At 57.7% G+C, this 22577-nt stretch carries 23 protein-coding genes; 13 read left to right on the top strand and 10 right to left on the bottom strand.

The features are described 5' to 3' along the window. Nucleotides 1-33: 33 nt before the first annotated feature. The gene (locus AC13E3_RS22920) at nt 34-1911 is read right to left on the bottom strand and encodes a methyl-accepting chemotaxis protein (protein ID WP_008173889.1); all 1878 of its coding nucleotides are present in this window, start codon (nt 1909-1911) and stop codon (nt 34-36) included. 96 nt (nt 1912-2007) lie between these two features. Between AC13E3_RS22920 and AC13E3_RS22915 the strand changes: the two genes are divergently transcribed. Continuing rightward, nucleotides 2008-2784, top strand: coding sequence for a TSUP family transporter (locus AC13E3_RS22915; protein WP_424005244.1), 777 nt, complete (start codon nt 2008-2010; stop codon nt 2782-2784). 17 nt (nt 2785-2801) lie between these two features. On the opposite strand, the gene AC13E3_RS22910 is transcribed toward AC13E3_RS22915, so the two are convergent. Then, entirely contained in the window at nt 2802-3467 is a 666-nt protein-coding gene (locus tag AC13E3_RS22910) for an AbiTii domain-containing protein (protein WP_008173893.1), read from the bottom strand. A 190-nt stretch (nt 3468-3657) separates the two neighbouring features. On the opposite strand from AC13E3_RS22910, the gene AC13E3_RS22905 reads away from it, so the two are divergent. Continuing rightward, nucleotides 3658-4314: a protein-L-isoaspartate(D-aspartate) O-methyltransferase gene (locus AC13E3_RS22905; RefSeq protein WP_053112769.1), complete on the top strand. Its 657-nt coding sequence runs from the start codon at nt 3658-3660 to the stop codon at nt 4312-4314. 22 nt (nt 4315-4336) lie between these two features. On the opposite strand, the gene AC13E3_RS22900 is transcribed toward AC13E3_RS22905, so the two are convergent. Both AC13E3_RS22900 and AC13E3_RS22895 read right to left on the bottom strand, forming a co-directional pair. Then, nucleotides 4337-5143: a DUF1338 domain-containing protein gene (locus tag AC13E3_RS22900; RefSeq protein ID WP_008173898.1), complete on the bottom strand. Its 807-nt coding sequence runs from the start codon at nt 5141-5143 to the stop codon at nt 4337-4339. Then, the gene (locus AC13E3_RS22895) at nt 5133-6254 is read right to left on the bottom strand and encodes an arginine N-succinyltransferase (protein ID WP_405416798.1); all 1122 of its coding nucleotides are present in this window, start codon (nt 6252-6254) and stop codon (nt 5133-5135) included. Before AC13E3_RS22895 ends, AC13E3_RS22900 begins: the two co-directional genes overlap by 11 nt. 118 nt (nt 6255-6372) lie before the next feature. Here AC13E3_RS22895 and AC13E3_RS22890 point away from each other — a divergent pair, with 118 nt between their 5' ends. Together AC13E3_RS22890 and AC13E3_RS22885 are read left to right on the top strand one after the other, a co-directional pair. Then, complete coding sequence (locus AC13E3_RS22890; RefSeq protein WP_338355524.1) at nt 6373-6801, top strand: Lrp/AsnC family transcriptional regulator; 429 nt, start codon at nt 6373-6375, stop codon at nt 6799-6801. 341 nt (nt 6802-7142) lie between these two features. Then, on the top strand, nt 7143-8825 hold the full coding sequence (locus tag AC13E3_RS22885; RefSeq protein ID WP_008173905.1) for an AMP-binding protein: 1683 nt from the start codon (nt 7143-7145) through the stop codon (nt 8823-8825). Nucleotides 8826-8942: 117 nt separating this feature from the next. Here AC13E3_RS22885 and AC13E3_RS22880 read toward each other — a convergent pair whose 3' ends face one another. Beyond that, complete coding sequence (locus tag AC13E3_RS22880; RefSeq protein ID WP_039882018.1) at nt 8943-9137, bottom strand: hypothetical protein; 195 nt, start codon at nt 9135-9137, stop codon at nt 8943-8945. A gap of 148 nt (nt 9138-9285) precedes the next feature. Between AC13E3_RS22880 and AC13E3_RS22875 the strand changes: the two genes are divergently transcribed. After that, a complete protein-coding gene (locus AC13E3_RS22875; protein ID WP_014577912.1) occupies nt 9286-10185 on the top strand; it encodes a LysR family transcriptional regulator in 900 nt (299 codons plus the stop codon). 6 nt (nt 10186-10191) lie between these two features. On the opposite strand, the gene AC13E3_RS22870 is transcribed toward AC13E3_RS22875, so the two are convergent. Continuing rightward, nucleotides 10192-10899 carry a transglycosylase SLT domain-containing protein gene (locus tag AC13E3_RS22870; RefSeq protein ID WP_008173907.1) on the bottom strand — a complete coding sequence of 236 codons (708 nt, stop codon included), beginning with the start codon at nt 10897-10899 and terminating at the stop codon, nt 10192-10194. 99 nt (nt 10900-10998) lie between these two features. Between AC13E3_RS22870 and AC13E3_RS22865 the strand changes: the two genes are divergently transcribed. After that, the gene (locus tag AC13E3_RS22865; protein ID WP_482902597.1) at nt 10999-11829 is read left to right on the top strand and encodes a DUF2059 domain-containing protein; all 831 of its coding nucleotides are present in this window, start codon (nt 10999-11001) and stop codon (nt 11827-11829) included. Between the two features lie 117 nt (nt 11830-11946). Then, nucleotides 11947-13128: a M24 family metallopeptidase gene (locus tag AC13E3_RS22860; protein ID WP_273069495.1), complete on the top strand. Its 1182-nt coding sequence runs from the start codon at nt 11947-11949 to the stop codon at nt 13126-13128. Here the strand turns inward: AC13E3_RS22860 and AC13E3_RS22855 are convergent. Then, entirely contained in the window at nt 13125-14075 is a 951-nt protein-coding gene (locus AC13E3_RS22855; protein ID WP_405416792.1) for a succinyl-CoA synthetase subunit beta, read from the bottom strand. The genes AC13E3_RS22860 and AC13E3_RS22855 overlap by 4 nt on opposite strands. Beyond that, nucleotides 14075-14353: a peptidylprolyl isomerase gene (locus AC13E3_RS22850; protein WP_088556638.1), complete on the bottom strand. Its 279-nt coding sequence runs from the start codon at nt 14351-14353 to the stop codon at nt 14075-14077. The genes AC13E3_RS22855 and AC13E3_RS22850 overlap by 1 nt, the downstream gene beginning before the upstream one ends. Before the next feature lie 183 nt (nt 14354-14536). Between AC13E3_RS22850 and AC13E3_RS22845 the strand changes: the two genes are divergently transcribed. The 4 genes from AC13E3_RS22845 (at nt 14537) to AC13E3_RS22830 (ending at nt 18518) form a co-directional block, all read left to right on the top strand. Beyond that, on the top strand, nt 14537-16123 hold the full coding sequence (locus AC13E3_RS22845; protein WP_008173914.1) for an ABC-F family ATPase: 1587 nt from the start codon (nt 14537-14539) through the stop codon (nt 16121-16123). Between the two features lie 180 nt (nt 16124-16303). Beyond that, a complete protein-coding gene (locus AC13E3_RS22840) occupies nt 16304-16864 on the top strand; it encodes a DUF1415 domain-containing protein (RefSeq protein ID WP_482902596.1) in 561 nt (186 codons plus the stop codon). A 4-nt stretch (nt 16865-16868) separates the two neighbouring features. Beyond that, entirely contained in the window at nt 16869-17600 is a 732-nt protein-coding gene (locus tag AC13E3_RS22835) for a polyamine aminopropyltransferase (RefSeq protein WP_482902595.1), read from the top strand. 15 nt (nt 17601-17615) lie between these two features. After that, the gene (locus AC13E3_RS22830; protein WP_482902594.1) at nt 17616-18518 is read left to right on the top strand and encodes an NAD-dependent protein deacetylase; all 903 of its coding nucleotides are present in this window, start codon (nt 17616-17618) and stop codon (nt 18516-18518) included. Nucleotides 18519-18525: 7 nt separating this feature from the next. Here the strand turns inward: AC13E3_RS22830 and AC13E3_RS22825 are convergent, their stop codons facing one another. Both AC13E3_RS22825 and AC13E3_RS22820 read right to left on the bottom strand, forming a co-directional pair. After that, a complete protein-coding gene (locus AC13E3_RS22825; protein ID WP_482902593.1) occupies nt 18526-19938 on the bottom strand; it encodes a sodium-dependent transporter in 1413 nt (470 codons plus the stop codon). Between the two features lie 90 nt (nt 19939-20028). Beyond that, nucleotides 20029-21126, bottom strand: a complete 1098-nt coding sequence (locus tag AC13E3_RS22820; protein WP_482902592.1) for a Glu/Leu/Phe/Val family dehydrogenase — start codon at nt 21124-21126, stop codon at nt 20029-20031. Between the two features lie 370 nt (nt 21127-21496). Between AC13E3_RS22820 and AC13E3_RS22815 the strand changes: the two genes are divergently transcribed. Beyond that, nucleotides 21497-22243 carry an AzlC family ABC transporter permease gene (locus AC13E3_RS22815; RefSeq protein WP_008173926.1) on the top strand — a complete coding sequence of 249 codons (747 nt, stop codon included), beginning with the start codon at nt 21497-21499 and terminating at the stop codon, nt 22241-22243. Continuing rightward, nucleotides 22233-22544, top strand: coding sequence for an AzlD family protein (locus AC13E3_RS22810; RefSeq protein ID WP_008173928.1), 312 nt, complete (start codon nt 22233-22235; stop codon nt 22542-22544). The genes AC13E3_RS22815 and AC13E3_RS22810 overlap by 11 nt, the downstream gene beginning before the upstream one ends. Nucleotides 22545-22577: the final 33 nt, after the last annotated feature.

Here is a 22577-nt window from a genome sequence, read left to right as displayed (position 1 = left end):
AACCCTGCCGTGCAACCTGTCCAGGGCCCACTGTTACAGACGGAAGCCCTGTGATGCCTGGGTCAGGGTGGTTACCTGGGATGATAGTCGTCCGATATGGGCGTTGAGCTTCTGGCGGATATCCGAGGTTTCCCGGGTGTGCCCGTGGATCTGCTCCACCTTCTGGGCGATTTCCTCGGTGGTCGTTGATATCCCCTCAACAGAGGACACCACCTGATTCATGTCGCCAGCCAGTTGTTGTATCGAGCCGGTGATCTGTTCGATCGAGTGTGCCGCCTCTCTCGAGCTTTCCTCTCCCTCACCTGCGGAAGTCAGGCCCTCTTTCATCAGTCTGGAAATGGCCTGGGTTTCACGGTTGAGGGATTCCACGATCTCGGCAATCCCGTTGGTTGCCGATACGGTCTTCTCTGCGAGGGACCGAACTTCGTCGGCAACAACCGAGAAACCGCGTCCGGCCTCGCCGGCTCTTGCCGCCTCAATCGCAGCATTCAAGGCCAGCAGGTTAGTCTGTTCAGCCAGGCCGTTGATTACGCCAACGATGGAATTGACCTTCTCGCCGGTTTTGCTCAGCTGGCTGACCTGATCGTGGGTTTTCTGGATTCTTTCAGCCAGTTCGGTCATGGTTTTCGCGCTTTGCCTGACCACCTCGGCACCGGAATGGGCGGCACCGTTGGCGCTCTGAACAGCGTCATTGACTGACTGGGTGTACTGGGCAATATCGACCGCCGTGTGGGAGATTTCCTGAACCGCAGTGGCGGTCTGCTCGGTCTCGTCTTCAACTTGCTCGCCGTTTCTGCCCATCTGCTCTACTAGAGCATCCAGTTCAACCTGAAGCGATGACAGCGTGCGGTTACCCTCGACGACTTGCCCGATAACGTCCGAGACATCGTCCAGCATCTTGTTGGCCGCTTCGCCCAGGCGATTAAATTCATCGTTCGGATTCCTGCCTGGCTCAAGGCGCTGACTGAGGTCACCGCCGGCGACCCGGGTGAGCAGGTTTACGGTCTCATTGAGTCGTTTCACCAGTGTTCTTGAGGCGGTCGTCAGGGTCAGGATAAGGATAATCACCACCGCAGCAGCGGTTGCAATGATCAGCCAGGTTGAGGCGGCGCGGGCCTCTTCGGCCTGCTGGCTGGTTGCCACAATAATGTCCTGGCGGAGGAGGGTGTTCTGCTCGGCAATCAGATCGCGAATACGGGTGCCGGTGGCTGACAGTTGGTTCTCAATGGCAGACAGGTTGGCGATGAGCGATTCGGCATCGGAAAAGGCATTGGCGAACGCCTGGACAGCCTGGCCGATGTCAATTTCCTGCCAGTCCATCTCGGTGACGGTGGTCTGCATCCGCGCCAGGGCCTCACGGGTTGACTCGGCGTAGGTCGCATCGAAGGTAGACAGGTAGTCGCGGTAGGTGGAGGCGATGGTGTTGATGTCGTCGTTGAAGATGGAAATGCTGATTTGCCGAAGCCTGTCGTTTATGGCTTCGGACATTGTTGCTCTCAGACCGCTGGACGGAGTGAGGCCTAGCTGTTGATTCAGGGCCAGCCATTCGGTGCGAAGTCGGGTATACTCCGCAACCTGCTCCTGGATTTGTTGTGCAGTGGTCTTTACCGCGTCACCCGGCAGGGTTCCGGCGGATTCACTGAGCGCCGACGACTGGACCGCGAGCGACGCCAGTCTCTCCTGATAGTTCTCAACCTGGTTCGGTTCCAGATTCTCACTCGTTCTCTCGAGTGCCAGCCAGTCGTTCAGCAGGGTCAGGGACGCGGATTCATAGGCTCTTGCTTCGCTTCGGGCCTCATAAGCGTCAGATACCTTGCCGAGCCCGCTCAGGGAGGCCAGAGTGGCAATCGCCAGACCAATCAGCGTTGCAACAATCAACAGCAGGAACTTTTGTTTCCATGACAGGGCCATTCACATCCTCCGGGGAATGTTGTTTTTCTTCGCAACTAACTGAGCTTAGACCAGTTCCGGATAAACGACGGCCCTTTTGACGACAACCGGGAATCCATGTCTGATCTCGCGATTTACCAATATCTGCTGATTGCCCTGATTTTCGTCTGGAGTGGTTTTGTCCGCTCCGGGCTGGGATTCGGTGGCGCCGTTCTGTCCCTGCCATTTCTGTTGCTGGTTCTTGATCAACCGCTCGTCTTTCTGCCGATCATTGCGGTCCACCTCCTGGTGTTTTCATCCCTGACAATCTGGATGAACAATCGCACCGGGGCAGGCAAGCAACGCGAGGCGGGCTCGGGCACTGTCGACTGGCAATACCTGTGGCGGATCCTCGCCATCATGATTGTGCCCAAGCTGATTGGTGTGTTCGGGTTGATTACCATGCCCAGTGACATCCTGAGTGCCATCATTTTCGTTATCGTGGCGCTTTATTCTGTTTCCTACATCATCAACCGACCGTTTCGCAGTGGCAGCAAAGCGGTCGACGCGATATTCCTCATGGTGGGCGGATACATCAGTGGCACTTCCCTGATCGGTGCGCCCCTGATCATTGCCGTGGCAGCTCAGCACCTGCCCAAAGAAAAACTGCGGGATACCTTGTTCGCGCTCTGGTTCATTCTGGTGCTGATCAAGATGGCCGCTTTCGTCTGGGCCGGCATCGATCTGCAACTTATCCATCACCTCTGGCTGCTGCCATGCGCAGCCATCGGCCACGTCATCGGGCTCTACGCCCATGACCGTATTCTCCAGGCGGAGACTCCGGTGTTCTTCCGTCTGCTGGGAACCGTGCTGCTGCTGGTTAGCAGCGTCGGTATTGTTAGCGTGCTCTGGTAGCAGCCAGGGCGCGAGCCTCAGCCTGCGCGCCCGAATACCCGTTCAAAGAAACCGGTCACCCGCACGTCTGGTATTGGCAGGCTGTCGACTTCGTCCATGGCCCGTCGCCAGAACTTCTCGGGGTCGTCCAGGTGCGCAACTTTGGCGCGCTCGTCCGGACTGTAGTGGTTGTGCTCCCCGGCAATGCCCTCGGCCATCAGTTCCTGGGTCCAGAGGTAGATTGCAGCCCGAACGGTCCTGAGGAGCCGGCAATAAACGTCGCGACTCAGGTTGATGGCCAGCTCGGCGGTCAGGTTGATCTGCTTCTGCAACACGGCCATCTCGTCTTTTTCCAGCAAAACCCGGTTGCCGTTGCCCTTTTTGCAACTCACACAGGTTTTCTCAAGAGCTTTCACGCCCTCGAGCAGATCCATGTAGCCAAACTCCTCTTTTTGCTGATCATCTACTGGAGCGGGGATCCAACCATACTGGGGGGATTTGGCAACAATGTGCCCGTGTAGCTGCCTACGATAAGGCGGTGCGGCAGCAACATCCTGATATCCATCAAATTCGGTGCGTAGCCAGGCCGCCATTTTACGGTGACGAAGCATCATGGCCAGGGTAATGGCAGAGGGCATGATCTCTTCGAGCAGCTCTGCGGAGTCCCGCGTGCGTTCGTCGAGGTGGTTTACGGATGTCGACATTTCTCCTCCTCGGCAACGGGTTGGCCGGTTCGTGGACCCGTTGTCCGTTTGTTGTTTTTGGCATTCGGTGGTTGTATGTGTCATTACCGATGTCTAAAAAGTAGACAGATAATCTCAAGCGCGCCGTTGTAAAAAAGTTACTGCTTTGTAACGGCCGGTAAGCAGCCAGACCAGGGGCAGGAAGAGCGTCATGAATCAGGACAATGGCTTCGAGTTGCAGAGAGCGTCCATGGTGGATTATCAGCTTCGAGCCCGTGGAATCGGGTCGCCGCTGGTGCTGGAGGCCATGGGTCGGGTGCCGCGTGAGCGCTTCATTCCAGAACGTATGAAGGACTGCGCCTACGATGATGGTCCTCTTCCGATCGGTGCGGGGCAGACCATTTCACAGCCTTACATCGTGGCGTTGATGACGGAAGCACTGGATCTGGAGGGTGGAGAAAGGGTTCTGGATATCGGCACAGGTTCGGGTTACGCGGCTGCCGTTCTGGGCTGTATTGCAAGCGAGGTGTTCAGCATCGAACGGGTTCGGGAACTGGCCGATCGCGCAGCCCGAACGCTGGCCGCCGAGGGTTTTGACAATGTCCGGGTTCGCTGTGGCGATGGCACAATAGGTTGGTCCGAGCACCAGCCTTTCGATGGCATCATCGTGGCTGCCGGTGCGCCATCGGTGCCGGAATCATTGAAGCATCAGCTGGCGGTTGGCGGGCACCTGGTCATACCGGTGGGGTCGGAGCATTCGGTTCAGTCGCTGGAACGTATTACCCGGCTGACAGAGAACGAATTCCGGACCGAGGACCTCGGCGCAGTCCGGTTCGTTCCCCTGATCGGTGAACAGGGGTGGTCGTGACCGCGAGTCTTTGCACGCAGACTCAGCTGCCGGCGTTCGTGCTCTCGAAGATCTTGTCGGCCGATGCCGCTACGAAGCCCGAGTAGAGCCGGCCATCCGGTTTCGGATAACGCAGGGCAAATTCGTAGAAACAACTGGGTATGGTTACCGTCTCGTCGGTAAAGGTAACCGGCACCCGGTCGGCCATGGTTGAGGACTGCTCCAGCAAGTCTTCCGGGGAGCCTTTTACTTCACCGCCGGATGAATTCACCGTATAGCCATGATCTTTCAGCAACTGATTGATTTCCGGAACCGAACCGAACTGTTCCAGATGGTTGATGCTGACCGTGAAATGGTTTGCGCGGTAGCCCCAGGCGGCCATCCAGGCGGCGTACTCGCTTTCCTTCATCAGCTGGCGGTAGGTGTCGTAGTCGACCGCCCAATGGCGACCCGAATAGAGAAAATCATCGGCAGTAACCGCCTCCGGCTTTACCTGGCCGACAAGACTTTTAACCACCGATTGCAGCTCCGGCGAGCATTGCTCTACAAGCAGCTCGGAAATAAACACCTTGGGCAGTTCCCGGGAGGGGTGCTCATAGTGGCGGGCATAAAGCTTTTTGGCCTCGAAGTGGTATTCGCCACCTTCTTCATAGCCGAGGCTGAGAAAATGCTCTGCCAGAGCGTCCAGCCGAACAGGGTCCAGGTTGAAGGTGCGAAGCGCAATGTGGTCGTTGACGATGGCCTGCCCCTCTTCGGCGCCCAGGATTTTATGTATGCGATCGGCCGAAGGGGTTACCTGGCGGTACGACTCCCAGAGTCTCGCAAACAGGGTGTCCGGATCAGTGTGCATAGCGAATCTCCTCAGTAACCGGTTTTTGGCAGGGCTGTTGACGTCCCCGTGACTCTTCCCTGGACTGGCTCAGTGGCAGATAGCAGGCCAGGCTATATCCGCCAAGGTTCAGTTCGTTCGCCAGTTGCTCTGGCACTGACAGGCTATTGGCATCGGGGTTCGGCAGGACCTGCTCGGTTACCGTAGCCCTGAAGCCCGAACAGCCAGCATTGGCAACTATAGCGGATCCAACGGTGTTTCCAGCAATATTCCAGGAACTCCGGTTGCCTTTCTGTAGCCTTGCGCGGGTAAGAAGGGTATCGCGCACGCTGGCGATGTCCGATCTGGCGCACTCCAGTGTTGGCCCTCCATCCAGAAGATCCACTAAGCCCCGGTGGCGAAAACCTTCGCGCTCCAGCATGTGTCGGGCAGGGCGCGTATCTTCATGGACCTGGCCGATAACCGCCCTGGCTGCATCGGTCATCTGCCGGGTGAACAATGGCGTTGCGGGGATAAAGCGTTCAACAAAACCGCTCTGGCCACAGCAGGCCAGCTGTGTGGCAGACATGAAATCAAGATCTGCTACGTGATGTTTGAGCCAGTCCCAGAACGGGGATTGGCCGGCATGGTCTGAAACGCCGCGCATTTCTGCAATAACGGTGTCCGCAAAACGCTCCGGGTGCAGTGCCATGAACAGAAAGCGAACCCGTGACAGGAGCTTGCCCGCATTGGCCCGGCGAAATCCGGGCCGAAGATACAGCGAGCATACCTCGGTGCAGCCGGTGTAATGCTGGCATCGGGTAAGGCTTTCCTCGACGTGACGTTTCCGGGGATCTTCCTCGTGATGGATAACCGCGTTACGGCGGAAATGCTCGAGCGGGCGGGATAAGCCAGCAGCAGCTTCTATGCCGGTGGTCCCCATAATCTGGCCGGTCGCACTGTCTTCAAGCACAAAAAGATAATGCTCATCGCCGGGAGTGGTCACAGTCCGTGCGAAGCTCTCAACCGAATGATCGATCTTGCGGCTCAGGGCATCGCGATCCGGCATCAGCGAGGTGAAGCCGGGGCCGGATTCCACTGCGATCTGCATAAGGGCGTCAAGATCCTTGGGGGTAATCGGTCGAATTATCATGGCGATCTTCCTGGGCATTGTTTTGGGCCCAGTATGAAAGCCGTCAGCGCCATAATGCAGCTGCAGAATGATCGAAATGATCTACAATGGATGCAAATTGTAAAGTGGGTTCGGCAATATGATTAGTTCACGGGACCAGAAACTGCTAATGCTGCTGCGGCAGAATGCCCGGACCAGTGTCACCGAGCTCGCCAAAGCCATGCATGTGTCACGGTCGACGGTGCAGAACCGTATCGCGCGGCTGGAGGCCAGCGGTGTCATCCGTGGTTACTCGGTTCAGTTGGGGGGTGAGTTTTCGGCGAGCCAGGTGGAGGCTCACGTGTCGATCAAGGTGTTCCAGAAGCTCACCGGCAGAACCAATGCTGCCCTGGAGCAAATCAGCCAGGTATCGCAGCTGTTTTCCGTCAGTGGGGAGTACGACCTTATTGCCATTGTGCAAGCCCAGTCCCTGGAGGAACTGAGCGCCGTGCTGGATGACATTGGCAACCTTGAGGGAGTTGAGAGGACCAACTCTGCCGTTGTCCTCGAAACCCGGTTTCGGCGTTAAAACGGTTTTCCCGGGTCAGGTGCCCAGCATGCCCGCATAGGCGCTGTAGAAAAAGGCACCGGAACCCAGAAGAATGATGCCCCAGGCCGGAAAGATTAAAAACGAACGTTTTGGTTTGCTCATGGCTACATCCAATTTGCTCGAAAAGAAGGGTGTACACCCTTCACACTAGCTCAAACTTGACAAATGTTACGAAAAATTTTGAGTAACAGTTCTCGGGCGAGGATTAATTTGCCAATGGCGCGGGCACTAATCGCTATTGAGCAGGTCTGAAATGACGCTAGTATGAATCGCAATGGCATGACCTAAACACGAAGGACAATAACAAAAAGGAGCCGTTTATGGCGGTAGACCCCCGGAAGCAGACCTCACTCCATTGCCTGTATTACTGGGCAGAGGAAACCCCCGACAACGTTTACCTTACTCAGCCTTACCCGGATGGCCGGGTGGAAGATATTACCTGGAGAGAAGCAGCCGATCAGGTATCCCGCATGGCGGCTTACCTGGACAGCCTGAAGCTTCCGGAACCCAGCAATATCAGTATCCTCGGAAAAAACAGCGCGCACTGGATCCTGGCCGATCTGGCGATCTGGGCGGCAGGCCATGTTTCGGTGCCACTTTATCCCACGCTCAACGGAGATACTGCTGCCTACGTTCTCGAGCACAGTGAGGCAAAGCTCCTGTTCCTCGGAAAACTGGACGGGACCGCGGACGGCTGGAACGACATCAAGAACCACATTCCGGCAGACTTGCCGCTCATTTCCCTGCCCCTGTCGCCACGGGACGATACGCCCAAGTGGTCGGAGATTGTGGCCGAACAGTCGCCTGCGCAGCCCAAGCTGCCGGATCCGGATAACCTGGCCACGATTGTCTATACCTCCGGCAGCACCGGCCGCCCCAAGGGCGTCATGCACAGCTTCCGGACCATGATTTCAGTAGCTGATGGCCTGCAGCAGCTGTTCCCGGTTTCCTCTGACGAGCGCATGCTTTCTTACCTGCCCCTGGCTCACGTGGCTGAGCGGGCAGCCGTCGAAACGCAGTCCCTCTACTATGGCTTTCATCTCTATTTTGCGAATTCCCTGGATACTTTCCAGGAGGACCTGCAGCGGGCAAGGCCGACGCTGTTTTTCTCGGTCCCGCGCCTGTGGATGAAGTTCTATCTTGGTGTAAACGCCAAACTGCCGCCCAAAAAGCAGAAGCTGCTCTTCAGTCTCCCCATTATCAGCGGCCTTGTGAAGAAGAAGGTCTTGAAACAGCTGGGGCTGGATTATTGTCGGGCAGCCCTGACCGGCGCAGCGCCGCTGTCAGCGGACATCGTTAACTGGTATCGCAACCTTGGGCTCGAGCTGCTGGAAGTGTACGGGATGTCGGAAAACTTCGGCTATTCCCACGCCAACCGACCAGGCCAGGCTCGCGCCGGTTCGGTAGGTATGGCGAATCCAGGGGTCGAGCACCGCATCGGAGAGGGCGGAGAAGTCCAGGTGAAAAGCCCGGGCCAGATGCTGGGTTACTACAAGAATGAGGAGAAAACCAAGGAAGACCTCACCGAGGATGGCTTCCTGAAAACCGGAGATATGGGCGAGATCGACCGGGACGGCACCCTCCGTATCACAGGCCGGGTAAAGGATCTGTTCAAAACCTCCAAAGGCAAATACGTGGTACCGGTGCCCATCGAAAACCGGTTTAATCATCCAAAGGCCGAAGTGGTCTGTGTGGCCGGTGCCAACCAGCCGCAGCCTTGCCTGATGGTCCTGCTGTCGGAAGAGGCCAGGGATGAACTGGAGACCGGAATGGATCGCGGTGAGCTCGAGCAGGAACTTGCGGCCGAACTGGAGGCGGTGAACGCGGAGTGCGAGTCCCACGAGAAGGTAGCTTTTGTCGTGGTGGTTCGGGAGCCCTGGACTATGGAAAACGGCATGCTGACGCCGACCATGAAGATCAAGCGGAATGTGATAGAAGATTTCTACAACCAGAAGATGGACGACTGGTTCAGCCAGAAGAAAAAAGTCGTTTGGGAATTCTGATCCGCTAACGTAAAACGCCGTTGGTTCCCTGGGAGCCAACGGCGTTTTCAAATCCTTATGTTCTTTCTGTTCTCAGCCTGAGCGATCTCCCCGCTCATGCCAGATTCGGCTGCCGTTTTAGTGGCCGCCCTGCATCTGGCTCATGTCCGGAGCAACGTTTGCTGCTTTCCGGTTGAAGCTCCGCATCTTGCGACTGAAAAACTGTACCGCCTGCTTTGCCGCAGCACGGGTATACTGGCGCCTGACCTCAGCACTGTTGTGGAGGATACTGGACGGCAGCGGGTTTACGGTTGCGATATGGTTCTGAGTCATAGCGCCTTCCTCCTTTTTAATGAGTGTATTGATTTTGGTAGGTAGGTTAGTTAGGGATCTACCTTTAATTTAAAAGCGATTCTAAGGGTTCTTATTTGCAGTTTGAATACGTTAAAATCCGTACTCACGTTGCAAATATGCAGTAACTATGGATTGGGATTATCTTCGATATATACGTGCGCTGGCAATAGGCGGAACGCTAGCCAAGGCCGGCGAATTACTGGGTGTGCACCAAACCACAGTTTTACGGCGACTCGACCAGATGGAAGAGTCGATGGGTGTACAGTTTTTTGAACGCAGCCGGGATGGACTTCAGCTCACTCCCGTGGGGGAGACCGCGTTCCGGGAGGCGGATCGGCTGGCCATCGAGATGGAAAATCTCGAGCGCAAACTGGTCGGGCAGGATTCGGCGCCGGTGGGTAAAGTCAGGCTGGCGGCTGAAGACGCAATGATGAGCGCGCTGCTTAGCCCGATCCTGGCCGAGCTGGTTCGGGAGTTCCCGGATATCGAGCTGGAGACGCTTACTGATAACGATGTGGCGAACCTCAGCCATCGGGAAGCGGATCTCACCTTGCGGCCCGAGAACAAGCCGCAGGCAACTCTGGAAGGCGAGCGAATCGCCTCCATCGAATCCGCCGTTTACGGGTCGGCCCGCTATTGCCGGCGGCATCGTGACATGGACGTGGAAAACCGTCCGGAAGGTTGCCTCTGGATCATACCGGATGAAACCTTCAGCCATCTGGCGACGGGCCGGTGGTACAGAAAACAGTTGAAGAACGTTACCTCTTTCATTCGCTGCAACAGCCTGCAATCCATGCACGCGCTGGCGAAAGCCGGTGCCGGCCTGGCGGTTTTGCCCTGCTACCTGGGGGAGAGCACTCGTGAACTCCGCCGCCTGTCGGACCCGCTGGAGGGTGAGAGCGTGGATCTCTGGCTGCACGTCAACCAGGATACCCAGCAAATGGCCCGGGTCCGTATCGTTATGGAGTATCTGGTGGAGCGCCTGCAGTCACTGGAGTCCCAGATGGAGATTTCTTCCGCTTTCTGACGAGCGTCAGCCGCAGAACGGCCAGAACTGGTACCAGCGCCAGCACTGGAATTCCTGCTCGCAGGTTTTCAGCTGATTGTCGTATCGGAAAGCCCGGGTCTGTACCCGGGCGGCCAGATCCATCACGTCCGGTTTCTCTTCGAAGCTTCTGCGGGCATATCCGCCCCGGCCTTCGTGGTAGGCAAGGTACAGCTTTCTGGGGGCCGAGAAGGGAATGCCAAGCTGCCGGTGGCTTAGCTGGTTGTACCAGCCCACGAAATCCAGCGCGTGTTCCATGTCGGTGCGAACGGTGAACCAGCCTTCGCCATTGGCCTGCAGGTATTCCCGCCACGCCGGGTCGAGGGCCTGGGCATAACCGTATGCGGTTGTGGGCCTGGTCCAGGGAATAAAGCCCCAGAGCAGTGTGCGTGGTGGACGCGCATGGCTGCGGAATGACGACTCGTAATAGACAAACGCTAACTGGGTGGCGATGGGTGTGCCCCAGCGTTGCCTGGAGTCGTTGGCGTAGTCATACCACACCGGGTGTTCCCGGAAGATTTCACAGATGTTCTCCGGGTTTGCCGGAGGATCCGGTGCCAACAGGCTGAAGCGGAGCGTTGCCCAGAGACCCATCAGCAGCCCCAGCATTGGAAGCCCATACCATCTTGCCCGGCTTTTCCAGGTTTCCAGAGCCAGTTGCCGACTTTTGGTCTTGCGGGTACGTTTCTTTCGCATTCCTACCAAACCGTCATCTCCAGGGCCGCGGGATTGCTTGCTGCCTGCCTCGAACCCATGGCATAAGGGAATCAATGATTCACTCGGGATGATAGGTAAATGACGCGATTTCCCATAATTAAACCTCTTTTAATCACAGCACTTCTTGTTACTGGTACTGCCCAGGCAGCGCCGGATGCCCGCGAGGTGCTGGAAGTATCGCCTGTTGACGATATTGTGGCCCGTTACCCGGCCATGATGAGCCAGGGAATCCGGGAAGGACTCAAACAGAATGGTCAGCTTCCTCCAATGATGGCCAATACCATCGGGAACATCGTGAGCAGCGGTTTCAATTCCGTGGATATCGAGCAGCAGATCATTAACGATCTGCAAGCCAAACTCACGGATTCACAGCTCCAGGCAGTCCATGACTGGTACGAAACCCCTGTGGCCAGAAAGATTTCTTCGGCCGAGATTGCAGCTTCGGAACCCTCGGCCTGGCCGAAAATCCAGTCCAGTGCCATGGAATTGAATAGCCGGTACAAGGGCACGCGCAAAGCGGAAATGTTCGATCGGTTTGATCGGGCTGCGCGGGCCACAGAAAGCGCGGTGGATACAACGATCGCAGTGCAGCTCGGCCTGGCAACGGCAATGGCGGCGTTCAGCAGTGATTCGGCCAATTACGAGCAGCTGCGCCAACGCATTGAAAGCCAGCGCAGCATGCTCAGGGGCGTGGTAGGTCAGCAGGTTTACGACAGCTATCTGTATACCTACCAGAACATCGGTGCCCAGGAGATGGATCTCTACCTGGAGTTCCTGGAGAGCTCTGCCGGCTCGGCTTTCTCGAAAGTTGTAACCAACAGCATCCAGCAGGCGATTACCGAGCCGGTGGAAAGCATAGGCAAGCAGATGTCGCGGTTCTTCAGTCCGGAATCACCAGGCGGTCAGTGAATCCCCTCGGTTGCCGTTCTGAGTCAATGTGATGCTGGAATAATTTCTTGCTCGGGGTTTGTGCAAAGCCAGAATAGGGTCCAATCTCCCTAGTATATGCGAGTGAGGAGTGTCGTTATGGATTTCAATGCCTATCAGGAAGCCTTGTCCTCACAACTGAGGGGGCTGGAGTGTCCGTTTCCGGAGCAGGAGTTCGACGAGCGTCTTGCTCGTGTCCGGGACGGGATGGCCCGGGAGGATTTTGGCGCCCTGCTGTTGACCGATCCTTCGGATATTTTTTACCTGACCGGCTATAGCACTTTTGAAGTATCCGTTCACGTGGCCCTGGTGGTTACCCAGGAGGACCTGCTTTTGCAGGTGCCGTCTATCGAGATGGGGCCTGCGATGATGACAACCCGGGTCGCCCGGGTCAGCGGATACCGGTGGGAAGGCATCGGCGAGGTATTGGAACCACTGGTTCAGGCCCTGAACGACGGCGTGGAGACCGTGGGTATTGATGCCTGGCATGGCTCTCTGCGCCAGGGCGTGCTGGAAGGCCTGCAAGCTCGGATGCCCGGAGTAAGATTTCTGAATAACGGCGGTCTGTTGAAGCAGATCCGGATCGTCAAGTCCGATGCCGAAATCCGTTGCCTGCGTGAAAGCGCCCGGATAACAGCCGAAGGTTTCAGGGCGGCCGTGGCCGCGGTCCAGCCGGGCGTCACTGATAATGACATAGCCGCCGAAGGCGCGAGGGCGCTGCTGGCGGCCGGCAGTGAATTCATGAGCATGCAGCCAATTGTTGTTACCGGCCGTCGCAGCAGCGTGATCCACTGCAATCACAAACGTACGGTGGTGCAGAAAGGCGACCCTGTTTTTCTGGAATTCGGCTCGGCCTGGAACCGCTACACCGCACCCATGATGCAGACCGTGGTTGCTGGTGGCGACCCATCGACTGAAATGCGTCGGGTCCATGACGGCTGCCGTCGGATTGTGGACACCCTGCTGACGTCGATCTGCCCGGGAGTTACTTTCGACCAGGCTGCCCAGAACGCTGAGAAGGCGCTCCAGCCATTGGCCGGAAAGGTATTTTTCTCCGGGGTATTTGGCTACACGGTGGGCGCCCAGTTCCCGCCATCCTGGGTTGAGGGCTCGGGGTTCATCGCCAGGGGTGGCAATGTGGAATTTCGACCGGGCATGGTTTTCCACCTGCCCATCTGTTTGCGTATTCCCGGGCAATGGGGCATTGGGTGTAGCGAAACGATTCTGGTCACCGACGCTGGCGCCGAACCGATAACCGATAATCCCTGGACGCTCGGTTAGTCCAGTCTCAGATCCAACAGACAAACAGTGCGTGGCTCGGGCAGGCGAACCGCAAAAAGCCCCATTCTTCTGACTTGGGACATATCCATGGACCGGCCATCGGGAGCGTTTTCGATGTCGGCCAGTTTCAGGGTGAAGGTATTGGAACCAGGACCCAGTGTCAGGCGGGTGTTGTAGCGGTCGTTGTAGGCATGATCGCTGCGGTCATGGGCTACGTCATTGATTCGAAGCGTCAGCGTCAGGGGAGCGGTTGAGGGATTGAACAGGGTGATGCTCAGTGTTTCGTAATCATGCCAATCGGCCGGGAGATTGTTGAGTGAGACCCCCGAGTAGGTTTCAGTGCCCAGATCAAGTTTCAGGCTCTGCGCATTATTCAGCGAGTGGTCGGCAGAGACCGTGAGCCTGCCGGTCCAGAATGCGCCGGGATCCTGATGGGTGAAATCGTATAGCAGAGGAAGTTGTTGGTGTACCTGCCATTGCCGGGCAGCCACCATGCCGGTAGCTCCCAGCTCAAGACACAGTAGCAGCGCAACGGATGCGGCCACCAGGCCTTCGCCGAGAGAGTTTCGCCGCTCTGATGTAAGCAAGGGGCGCCATGCGATAACCAGCCAACTGCCAATCAGGTTGCGCAGGAGGTCCCGCCCATCCATGTCGCGATTGTGTCCGCCCTGGATCAACTCGATACCAATTCCGAGCACCAGCAAGACGACGGTAACCGCGAGCCATAGACGCCAGCCACTTAGCCACTGCCAGGGTCTGACCGCCAGAGTGAGTAGTGCAAACAGAAGGATGTGGCCAAGGTTCCAGGCCGATTTGAGAAGTGGCCCCGAGGCCCAGTCAGGCCCGCCGACAAACAGAAAAGGCGCGATGAGCAGAGAAGCGGCACCGGCCAGCAGCGGTAGCCGCCGGCCAGTGGTTTGCAGTCCCGGTATGGAACCAGGAATCATTAGCTGCGGCTGGTCACTTCCAGCAGGTGATAACCAAACTGGGTCTTGACCGGACCGATAACGGTGTTCACTTCACCGTTGAAAACCGCTTTGTCGAACTCGGGAACCATCTGGCCCGGGCCAAAGGAGCCAAGATCTCCGCCGTTGCGACCGGAGGGGCAGGAGGAGTGCTGCTTTGCCACTTCGGCAAAGTCCTGTCCGCCTTCAATCGCCTTTTTCAGTTCTTCGCATTTCGCTTCGCTGTCTACCAGAATGTGACGCGCTGTAGCCTGTGCCATGATCAATGTCCTTGTGTCGGATGAATGTATACATCAGAACCGGAATGCTGCCCGCAGAGCTCGTCAGAGGCAAGCCCTTTTTATCCGTGTTTCTGCGGCCTCACAGTCCACCGGGCAAACCTGTACAATGCCGGCTTTCTTTTCGCCGGCGCATGCCCGGCCCCACATCGACAGGTTTGTTTCTTGATCTCCACCGCCAATATCACCATGCAATTCGGGGCTAAACCCCTGTTTGAAAACGTCTCCGCCAAATTTGGTAACGGTAATCGCTATGGCCTGATCGGGGCCAATGGCTGTGGCAAGTCCACACTGATGAAAATCCTGGGTGGCGATCTCGAGCCCTCCGCCGGCCAGGTCATGCTGGAGCCCAATGTCCGTCTGGGTAAACTGCGCCAGGACCAGTTTGCCTATGAGGATTGCTCGGTGATCGATACCGTGATCATGGGCCATGAGGAACTCTGGAACGTCAAGAAAGAGCGTGATCGGATCTATTCCCTGCCCGAGATGAGCGAAGAAGACGGGATGGCGGTCGCGGACCTGGAAGTCCAGTTCGCTGAAATGGACGGCTATACCGCCGATGCCCGCGCCGGCGAGCTGTTGCTTGGCCTGGATATTCCGCTGGAGCAACACAACGGCCCAATGAGCGCGCTGGCACCGGGCTGGAAGCTGCGGGTGTTGCTGGCCCAGGCGCTGTTCTCCGATCCTGATGTGTTGCTGTTGGACGAGCCCACCAACCACCTGGACATCAACACCATCCGCTGGCTGGAAAACATACTGGTGGCCCGCAACAGCACCATGATTATCATTTCCCACGACCGCCACTTCCTGAACAGCGTGTGCACCCACATGGCGGATCTGGACTATGGCGAACTGCGCCTGTTCCCGGGCAACTACGACGAATACATGACCGCCGCCACCCAGGCTCGCGAGCGTATGCTGTCGGACAACGCCAAGAAAAAGGCGCAGATTGCCGAACTGCAGCAGTTTGTCAGCCGCTTTTCGGCCAACGCCTCCAAGGCCAAGCAGGCTACCTCCCGTGCCCGCCAGATCGACAAGATCCAGCTGGAAGAGGTGAAGCCCTCAAGTCGGGTGAGCCCGTTTATCCGTTTTGAACAGGGCAAGAAACTTCACCGTCAGGCGGTGACTCTCAAGAACATGACCAAGGGCTTTGATGATAAGCCCCTGTTCAAGAATCTGAACCTGCAGGTCGAAGCCGGCGAGCGAATCGCCATCATCGGTCCCAACGGCATCGGCAAAACCACGCTTCTGCAATGCATGTCAGGGGCCTACACGCCCGACAGTGGCGAGGTGAAGTGGACCGACAGCGCGGAAGTGGGCTACTTCGCCCAGGACCACACGGCGGACTTTGCCGAGGATGAAACCCTGACCGACTGGATGGCCCAGTGGACCAAGGGTGGCGAACAGCTGGTGCGCGGCACCCTGGGCCGCATGCTGTTCTCCGGTGACGATATCGGGAAATCGGTGCGTGTGATCTCGGGCGGAGAGCAGGGCAGGATGCTGTTCGGCAAGCTGATTCTGCAGAAGCCCAATGTGATGCTGATGGATGAGCCCACGAACCACCTGGATATGGAGTCCATCGAGGCACTGAACCTGGCGCTGGAGAACTATCCGGGTACACTGATTTTCGTCAGCCATGATCGGGAGTTTGTTTCTTCGCTGGCTACGCGAATTATTGAGCTTAAGGCTGATGGGGTGACTGATTTCAGTGGCTCTTATGATGATTATCTTCGGAGCCAGGGGTACTTCTAAGGCTCAGGGTTGGGTGCAGGCGGTCATGTGGGACTGGCTTTCCAAAACACGCTCCTTGCGGCCCATCCATGGGGCGCTTGGGCTCCGCCATCCCTGGCTCCGCACAGTTTTGGAAAGCCAGTCCCACACGCCCGCTCTAACCTGTGAGTGAGCCTCAAACAAAACAACGGATACGGAAAAATGGGCGAGACTGAAGTCATTAGTGCTACCCGCAAATGGGTTGAAGACGTCGTGGTCGGCTACAACTTGTGCCCGTTCGCCAAACGGGAACTGGTGCGGAACCGGCTACGGTTTGTGGTTTCTGAAGCCGAAACGGAAGACGAGCTGCTGCAGGCCCTGCACTCGGAGCTTCAACGACTTGAAGACGAGCCGGAGATTGAAACCACGCTGTTGATCCATCCGGGTGTATTGCAGGACTTCGGGCCCTACAATGAATTCCTTGATGCGGCTGATGGTTTGCTGGCGTATCTGGATATGGAAGGCGTTTACCAAATCGCCAGTTTCCACCCGGATTACCAGTTTGCGGGCACCGAGCCCGATGCGGCGGAGAACTACACCAATCGGTCGCCATTTCCCATGCTGCACCTCTTGCGGGAAGCCAGTCTGGAAGCGGCGATTGACAGTTATCCTGATGTGGATGGGATCCCGCAGAGAAACATTGAACTGATGAACGAGCTGGGCTCGGAGAAGATGCGGAGTATTCTGCGTTCCTGTCTTGATGAATCCACTCGCAAGGTCTGAACAGATGGGACTGCTTTTCGAACAGATTGACAGCCAGCCTTCGGTAATCGGCGAGATCACTCTGCGCCGGCGCCGGATTCCGGCCATTGGTGACCGGGATATTTACGAGGTGAAGCTGGGCGAGGAATTCCTGATGTCCAGCATGTTCGTGGATGCCGAAGTGGCTCTCTCTGATATCGGGCTGGGCGAAACCGAGGGCGATGATCTCCGGGTAGTTGTTGGTGGCCTGGGCCTGGGTTACACCGCGGTGGCGGCGCTCAGGCACGAGCGTGTTGCCGAACTGCTGGTGGTTGAGTATCTGAAACCCGTTATCGGATGGCATCAGCAGGAGCTGGTGCCTCTTGGTAAAGATCTGAATGCCGATCCCCGGAACCGCTACGTCCATGGCAGTTTCTTCGACCTGGCAATTGCCGATCCGGCAGAGGGTGGTTTCGATCCGAAGAACCCCGGCAAGCCATTCGATGCCATTCTTCTGGATATCGACCATTCCCCCCGGGCGCTGCTGCACGATTCCAGTGCCAGCTTCTACACAGCCAACAACCTGCGGCTGATGGCGCGGCAACTGAAGCCCCGAGGGGTGTTTGCCATGTGGTCGAACGAGGGCGAAGATGACGAGTTCATGGCCGTTCTCAACGAGGTGTTCACCGATGTGGCCTGCCATGTCGTATCCTTCTTCAATCCATTTCAGAACAGGGAATCGTTCAACACCGTGTATGTGGCCCGTAAGTCGGGCTGAGAAACCGGAGCCTGTATGTCTTTAACCACGCACCGCAGCCGACCTTTCAGCTCCAGCCAGCGCCTGCCCGAGCCGGAGCAGCCGCCGGTGTTGCATGAGCCGGAGGAGGCCGGGGCGTTGCTGGCGGAGTTTATCCAGCGCCATCCTCGCTTGCTGATCCTGACTGGCGCAGGGGTCAGTACCGATTCGGGCATCCCGGACTACCGGGACGGCGATGGCGCCTGGAAGCGCAAGCAGCCGGTTCAGCACAAGGCGTTCATGGAAGACGTCTACACCCGCCAGCGCTACTGGGGCCGGAGCCTGATTGGCTGGCCGGTCATGCGTAATGCCAGGCCCAACCCTTCCCACCATTACATCTCTGACCTGGAACTGCTCAACCACAGCAGTCTGGTGGTTACCCAGAACGTGGATCGGTTGCACCAGAAGGCAGGCACCCGGGGGGTGACGGACCTGCACGGGCGGGCCGATCAGGTGGTGTGCATGAGTTGCGGCTACCGTTGCCCGCGGGATGAGGTGCACGACCGTTGCGCCGATCTGAACCCGGGGTTCCAGAAATACACCGCCGAGACAGCGCCGGATGGCGATGCCGATCTGGATGTGGATTTCGAGGATTTCCGGCTGGCGGATTGTCCGAAGTGCGAAGGGATTCTGAAGCCGGATGTGGTGTTCTTTGGTGACTATGTTCCAAAAGACCGGGTGTATTCGGCCCTGGATACGCTGAAGGCCAGTGATGGCCTCTTGGTAATCGGTTCGTCGTTGATGGTGTATTCCGGGTACCGTTTCTGCCGGTACGCCAACGAATGGAACAAGCCCATTGCCACCCTGAACCTGGGGCGGACGCGGGCTGAAGATCTGGTAGATTTGAAGTTGAACGCGAGGATCGGGGAGACCCTGAAGGCCTCCCTCGATCAGCTTTAGCGGCGGCTTACATCAGGTTGTAGATAAACACCACTGCCACGGCAACCGGAGTGATGAAACGCACGGTGATCAGCCACAGGTTAAACATGGCCGGTGACAGTGCCAGTTCACGCTCCATGGCCTGACGTGACATCACCCAGCCCGCAAACAGGGCCACCAGCAGTCCGCCCAGGGGCAGCATTATGTTGGCGGTGAAGAAGTCCAGCAGGTCGAAAATGGTCTTGCCTTCCAGCATGGGGACAAAGCCAAGCGGTGCGAAGTCGGACCAGAGGTTCAGGGAAAGAATCGAGGCAATGCCCAGTCCCCAGCAGACAAAACCGGCGCCCAGTGTGCTGACGGTGCGGTTCATGCCTTTACGCTCTTCCAGCCATTCCACAATCGGCTCCAGAAGCGAAATCCCCGACGTCCAGGCGGCAAAGATCAGAAGTACAAAGAACAGGGTGCCGAACAGGGAACCCATGGGCATCTGACCGAAGGCCAGCGGCAGGGTCTGGAAGATCAGCCCCGGCCCCGCTCCCGGCTCAAGGCCGTTCGCGAACACAATCGGGAAGATGGCCAGGCCTGCGAGCAGCGCCACGCCGGTGTCGATGACCGATACGCTGATCGAGGTCTTGGCAATGGAAATGTTCTTAGGCAGGTAAGAGCCATAAGCCATCATGACCGCCATACCAAGGCTCAGGGTGAAGAACGCGTGCCCCAGGGCTACCAGTATTCCGGATGTTGTGAGCTTGGAGAAATCGGGCTGGAACAGGAATGCGGCGGCTTGCCCGAAGTGCCCGGTTGTCATTGCATAGCCGACCACGATCAGCAGCAGTACGAACAGGGCCGGCATGAGAATGCTGACAGCCCGCTCAAGCCCCGAGCGAACGCCTCGCACTACCACAACCATCACCATAGCCATGAACAGGGTATGCCAGGCCAGCAGTTTGGTGGGATCGCTTAGAAGGCCCGAGAATATCGCGCCTACGGCATCGGCAGACTGCCCGGCAAGCTGGCCGCTGGCGGTTGTGCCTACGTAGGAAATGGCCCAGCCGCCGATGACCGAGTAGAACGACAGAATCAGAAAACCCGCCAGAATGCCGATGGCACCGACCAGCTTCCAGGCCGGCTTGAGTCGGTCATGCTCGGCGATCAGGCTCAGACTCTTGACGGGGCTCCTGCCACCGCGACGACCGATCATGACTTCCGCCATCATGATAGGAATCCCGACGACCGCGATGCACAGCAGATACACCAGCACGAAGGCGCCGCCACCGTTCTCACCGGTGACATAAGGAAATTTCCAGATATTGCCCAGGCCCACGGCAGAGCCGGTAGCGGCAAGAATAAAGGCCAGACGTGATGACCAGAGCCCGCGTTGGGCGTTTGAACCTTCAATCGCCCCGGAATAAGCGGCGGAATCTGAAGAAGTGACGGACATAACTATCTCCCGGAGTATTTGTTTTTGTATCAGGGTTTAAGAGGGAAGCTGCAGCTATCCGCAGCTTCCTGGGGGTGCGCCGGTGTCAGCTCAGCCGGTGCGGGCCAACCGCTCGGACGCCTGTCCGGCTCCGGCGATGTGCTTTTTGAACCGTTCCTCGGCAAGCTCGTTGGCAATCTCCCCGGTGGGGCGACCCGAGCGGTCGGAACGGTTGAAGATTTCGGTCAGGGTATCGCCGATGGTATCGACGTGGGCGCGAACGGTTTCCGGTGTGGCGCCGGCGCGCTCGTAGAACACATCGATGATGCCGCCGGCATTGATGGCAAAGTCCGGTGCATAGAGAACGCCCCGGTCCCGCAGCATGGCATCGTGCTCAGGGTGTTCCAGCAGATTGTTGGCGGCGCCGGCGACGATCCGGGCCTTCAGTTGGGGAATGCTGTCATCGTTCAGTACTGCCCCCATGGCACAGGGCGCTACCACGTCCACAGGCAGTGACAATATGTCCTCGGCAGCCGCTGGCTTGGCTCCCAGCTGATCCACGGCCCGCCGCATATTGTCGTCATGGATGTCATAGACCCAGAGATCAGCGCCGGCGTCCTTCAGGTGTCTGGCCAACCGGAAACCGACATTACCGATGCCCTGAATGGCTACTTTCAAACCGTTGAGGTCGTCCCGCCCAAGTTTGTGTTTTACCGCTGCTTTGAGGCCGATAAAGGTGCCGTAGGCTGTCGCCGGTGACGGGTCGCCGTTGCTTGGGTTGCCGTCGAAGCCGGTGCGCGAGGCAATTCCCGCAACGTGGCTGGTGTGTCGGCCCATGACCTTGAGGTCGGGGACGCTGGTGCCCGAGTCTTCTGCCGCAATGTACTGCCCGCCAAGACTTTCCAGATGGCGGCCCTTGGCCTCCATCATCGCTTCGGTTTTCTGTTTGCGCGGGTCGCCAATAATCACGGACTTGCCGCCACCCAGATCCAGGTTGGCGAGGGCCGATTTGTAGGTCATACCCCGCGAAAGCCGCAAGACATCGCGAACCGCCTCTTCATCGGAGGCATAGGGAAACATTCGGCAGCCTCCCAATGCGGGGCCGCGGGAAGTGTTATGTATGGCAACGATGGCCTTCAGGCCGGTTTCGGGATCGCAGAAAAAGGAAAGATGTTCGTGGTTATCGAACTCGGGATGGCTGAATAGCATTGTGAAATCCTCTCCCACCGGCCGGATCTCGGCATGAGCGGGTATCTTGTTCTTGTCTGCCGGCTTGTGGCCGGCGTTCCGATTTCAGGTGTCCGGTATATCCGCTGGGGGTGGCCCACCGAAAGTGCCCTTTTGGGGCTGGACGAAAAACAAACTAGCGGCAATTGACGTTAACGTCAACATGCGAATGTGAACTATCCGATACAAGGCTCATCCCCGGATTCGGGCGCCTCCCCGGTAAACATTTGAGGCAATCATGAGGTTAAATGCCCTCATGCGTTGCGCGGATCTGGTCCATTAGTCGCAGATGTGCCCCTTTCTGCGGAAACTACCTATACGCGGATCGGGGAAACTGACCTAGTTTCCCCGGATGTCTGTCGCTTCCTATTCTTATCAGCTACAGCCGGCCCGGGTACGGGTGGAGTTTTTCCGGCTGCTTCCCATCTCGTTATTCGTGGTGGCGTTTGGCGCTGCCTTTGGATTGGCAGCTACCCAGAAAGGCCTTGAGCCGCTCCAGGCGGTGCTGATGAGTGCGACGGTGTTTGCCGGGGCCTCCCAGTTTGCCGCCGTCGATATGTGGGGCACCGAGGTATCTGTACTTCCGATGATCGCGGTGGTCTTTGCCATCAATTCCCGCCATCTGCTTATGGGCGCTTCGCTGTACCCGATGCTGAAAGATGTATCGCCGGGCAAGCGCTATGGTCTCTTGCTGTTGCTGACCGATGCCAACTGGGCGGTTTCCGCCCAGGAATACCAGAGTGGCCGACGAAACCTGGAGGTTATCCTTGGTGGCGGGTTGGCTCTTTGGCTGGCCTGGATCATCGGGACCGGTCTGGGCGTCTATTTTGGTGGCCTTCTGCAGGATCCCAAATCCCTGGGCCTGGACATGGTTCTCGGCTGCTTCCTCCTGGCCATGGCACTGGGCGGCAAGAAATCCCCGAGAGTGCTCGTGGCCTGGACCGTCACAGCGCTGGCTTCATTGGCGGCCTGGAAATGGTTGCCGGCGAATACCCACGTCGTCGTGGGCGCGCTCGCCGGTGGTGCGATCGGGTTCTTCTGGCTCGAGCGAAAGCCTGCGCCTGCTTCTGACGCGGAGGACAGCACCCATGACCGTTGAGACCACCACAGCCGGTATTCTGTTCCTGATTGCGATCATGACCGCCGTTACACTGGTAACCCGTTTTGGCGGCGTGTTCATCATGTCGTTCGTGAAGATCAATCCTCGTATCGAGAGCTTTATCAACACCATGGCCAGCTCGGTCCTGATTGCCATCATTGTGCCCATGGCCGTGACGGGGGACGCTGGTGCGCTGGCGGCCCTGACCACGACGGCGGTTACCATGCTGGCGTTGCGTAAACCTCTCCCGGCCATTGCCGCCGGGATTGCCGCTGCCGGAATCGTGCGGTTTCTGGCCTAACCTCTCGAATCTGAAGTGATTAAAAAGTGCTCA

Source organism: Marinobacter sp. L-80, from assembly GCF_056859395.1.
Note: the sequence above shows the minus strand (reverse complement) of the source record. Positions and strands in the feature narration are given on the sequence as shown.

What these genes read in the sequence shown, in the direction of transcription:
- AC13E3_RS22920 (WP_008173889.1), bottom strand. Translation starts at nt 1,911, where the DNA reads ATGGCCCTGTCATGGAAACAAAAGTTCCTGCTGTTGATTGTTGCAACG.
- AC13E3_RS22915 (WP_424005244.1), top strand. Translation starts at nt 2,008, where the DNA reads ATGTCTGATCTCGCGATTTACCAATATCTGCTGATTGCCCTGATTTTC.
- AC13E3_RS22910 (WP_008173893.1), bottom strand. Translation starts at nt 3,467, where the DNA reads ATGTCGACATCCGTAAACCACCTCGACGAACGCACGCGGGACTCCGCA.
- AC13E3_RS22905 (WP_053112769.1), top strand. Translation starts at nt 3,658, where the DNA reads ATGAATCAGGACAATGGCTTCGAGTTGCAGAGAGCGTCCATGGTGGAT.
- AC13E3_RS22900 (WP_008173898.1), bottom strand. Translation starts at nt 5,143, where the DNA reads ATGCACACTGATCCGGACACCCTGTTTGCGAGACTCTGGGAGTCGTAC.
- AC13E3_RS22895 (WP_405416798.1), bottom strand. Translation starts at nt 6,254, where the DNA reads ATGATAATTCGACCGATTACCCCCAAGGATCTTGACGCCCTTATGCAG.
- AC13E3_RS22890 (WP_338355524.1), top strand. Translation starts at nt 6,373, where the DNA reads ATGATTAGTTCACGGGACCAGAAACTGCTAATGCTGCTGCGGCAGAAT.
- AC13E3_RS22885 (WP_008173905.1), top strand. Translation starts at nt 7,143, where the DNA reads ATGGCGGTAGACCCCCGGAAGCAGACCTCACTCCATTGCCTGTATTAC.
- AC13E3_RS22880 (WP_039882018.1), bottom strand. Translation starts at nt 9,137, where the DNA reads ATGACTCAGAACCATATCGCAACCGTAAACCCGCTGCCGTCCAGTATC.
- AC13E3_RS22875 (WP_014577912.1), top strand. Translation starts at nt 9,286, where the DNA reads ATGGATTGGGATTATCTTCGATATATACGTGCGCTGGCAATAGGCGGA.
- AC13E3_RS22870 (WP_008173907.1), bottom strand. Translation starts at nt 10,899, where the DNA reads ATGCGAAAGAAACGTACCCGCAAGACCAAAAGTCGGCAACTGGCTCTG.
- AC13E3_RS22865 (WP_482902597.1), top strand. Translation starts at nt 10,999, where the DNA reads ATGACGCGATTTCCCATAATTAAACCTCTTTTAATCACAGCACTTCTT.
- AC13E3_RS22860 (WP_273069495.1), top strand. Translation starts at nt 11,947, where the DNA reads ATGGATTTCAATGCCTATCAGGAAGCCTTGTCCTCACAACTGAGGGGG.
- AC13E3_RS22855 (WP_405416792.1), bottom strand. Translation starts at nt 14,075, where the DNA reads ATGATTCCTGGTTCCATACCGGGACTGCAAACCACTGGCCGGCGGCTA.
- AC13E3_RS22850 (WP_088556638.1), bottom strand. Translation starts at nt 14,353, where the DNA reads ATGGCACAGGCTACAGCGCGTCACATTCTGGTAGACAGCGAAGCGAAA.
- AC13E3_RS22840 (WP_482902596.1), top strand. Translation starts at nt 16,304, where the DNA reads ATGGGCGAGACTGAAGTCATTAGTGCTACCCGCAAATGGGTTGAAGAC.
- AC13E3_RS22835 (WP_482902595.1), top strand. Translation starts at nt 16,869, where the DNA reads ATGGGACTGCTTTTCGAACAGATTGACAGCCAGCCTTCGGTAATCGGC.
- AC13E3_RS22830 (WP_482902594.1), top strand. Translation starts at nt 17,616, where the DNA reads ATGTCTTTAACCACGCACCGCAGCCGACCTTTCAGCTCCAGCCAGCGC.
- AC13E3_RS22825 (WP_482902593.1), bottom strand. Translation starts at nt 19,938, where the DNA reads ATGTCCGTCACTTCTTCAGATTCCGCCGCTTATTCCGGGGCGATTGAA.
- AC13E3_RS22820 (WP_482902592.1), bottom strand. Translation starts at nt 21,126, where the DNA reads ATGCTATTCAGCCATCCCGAGTTCGATAACCACGAACATCTTTCCTTT.
- AC13E3_RS22815 (WP_008173926.1), top strand. Translation starts at nt 21,497, where the DNA reads ATGTCTGTCGCTTCCTATTCTTATCAGCTACAGCCGGCCCGGGTACGG.
- AC13E3_RS22810 (WP_008173928.1), top strand. Translation starts at nt 22,233, where the DNA reads ATGACCGTTGAGACCACCACAGCCGGTATTCTGTTCCTGATTGCGATC.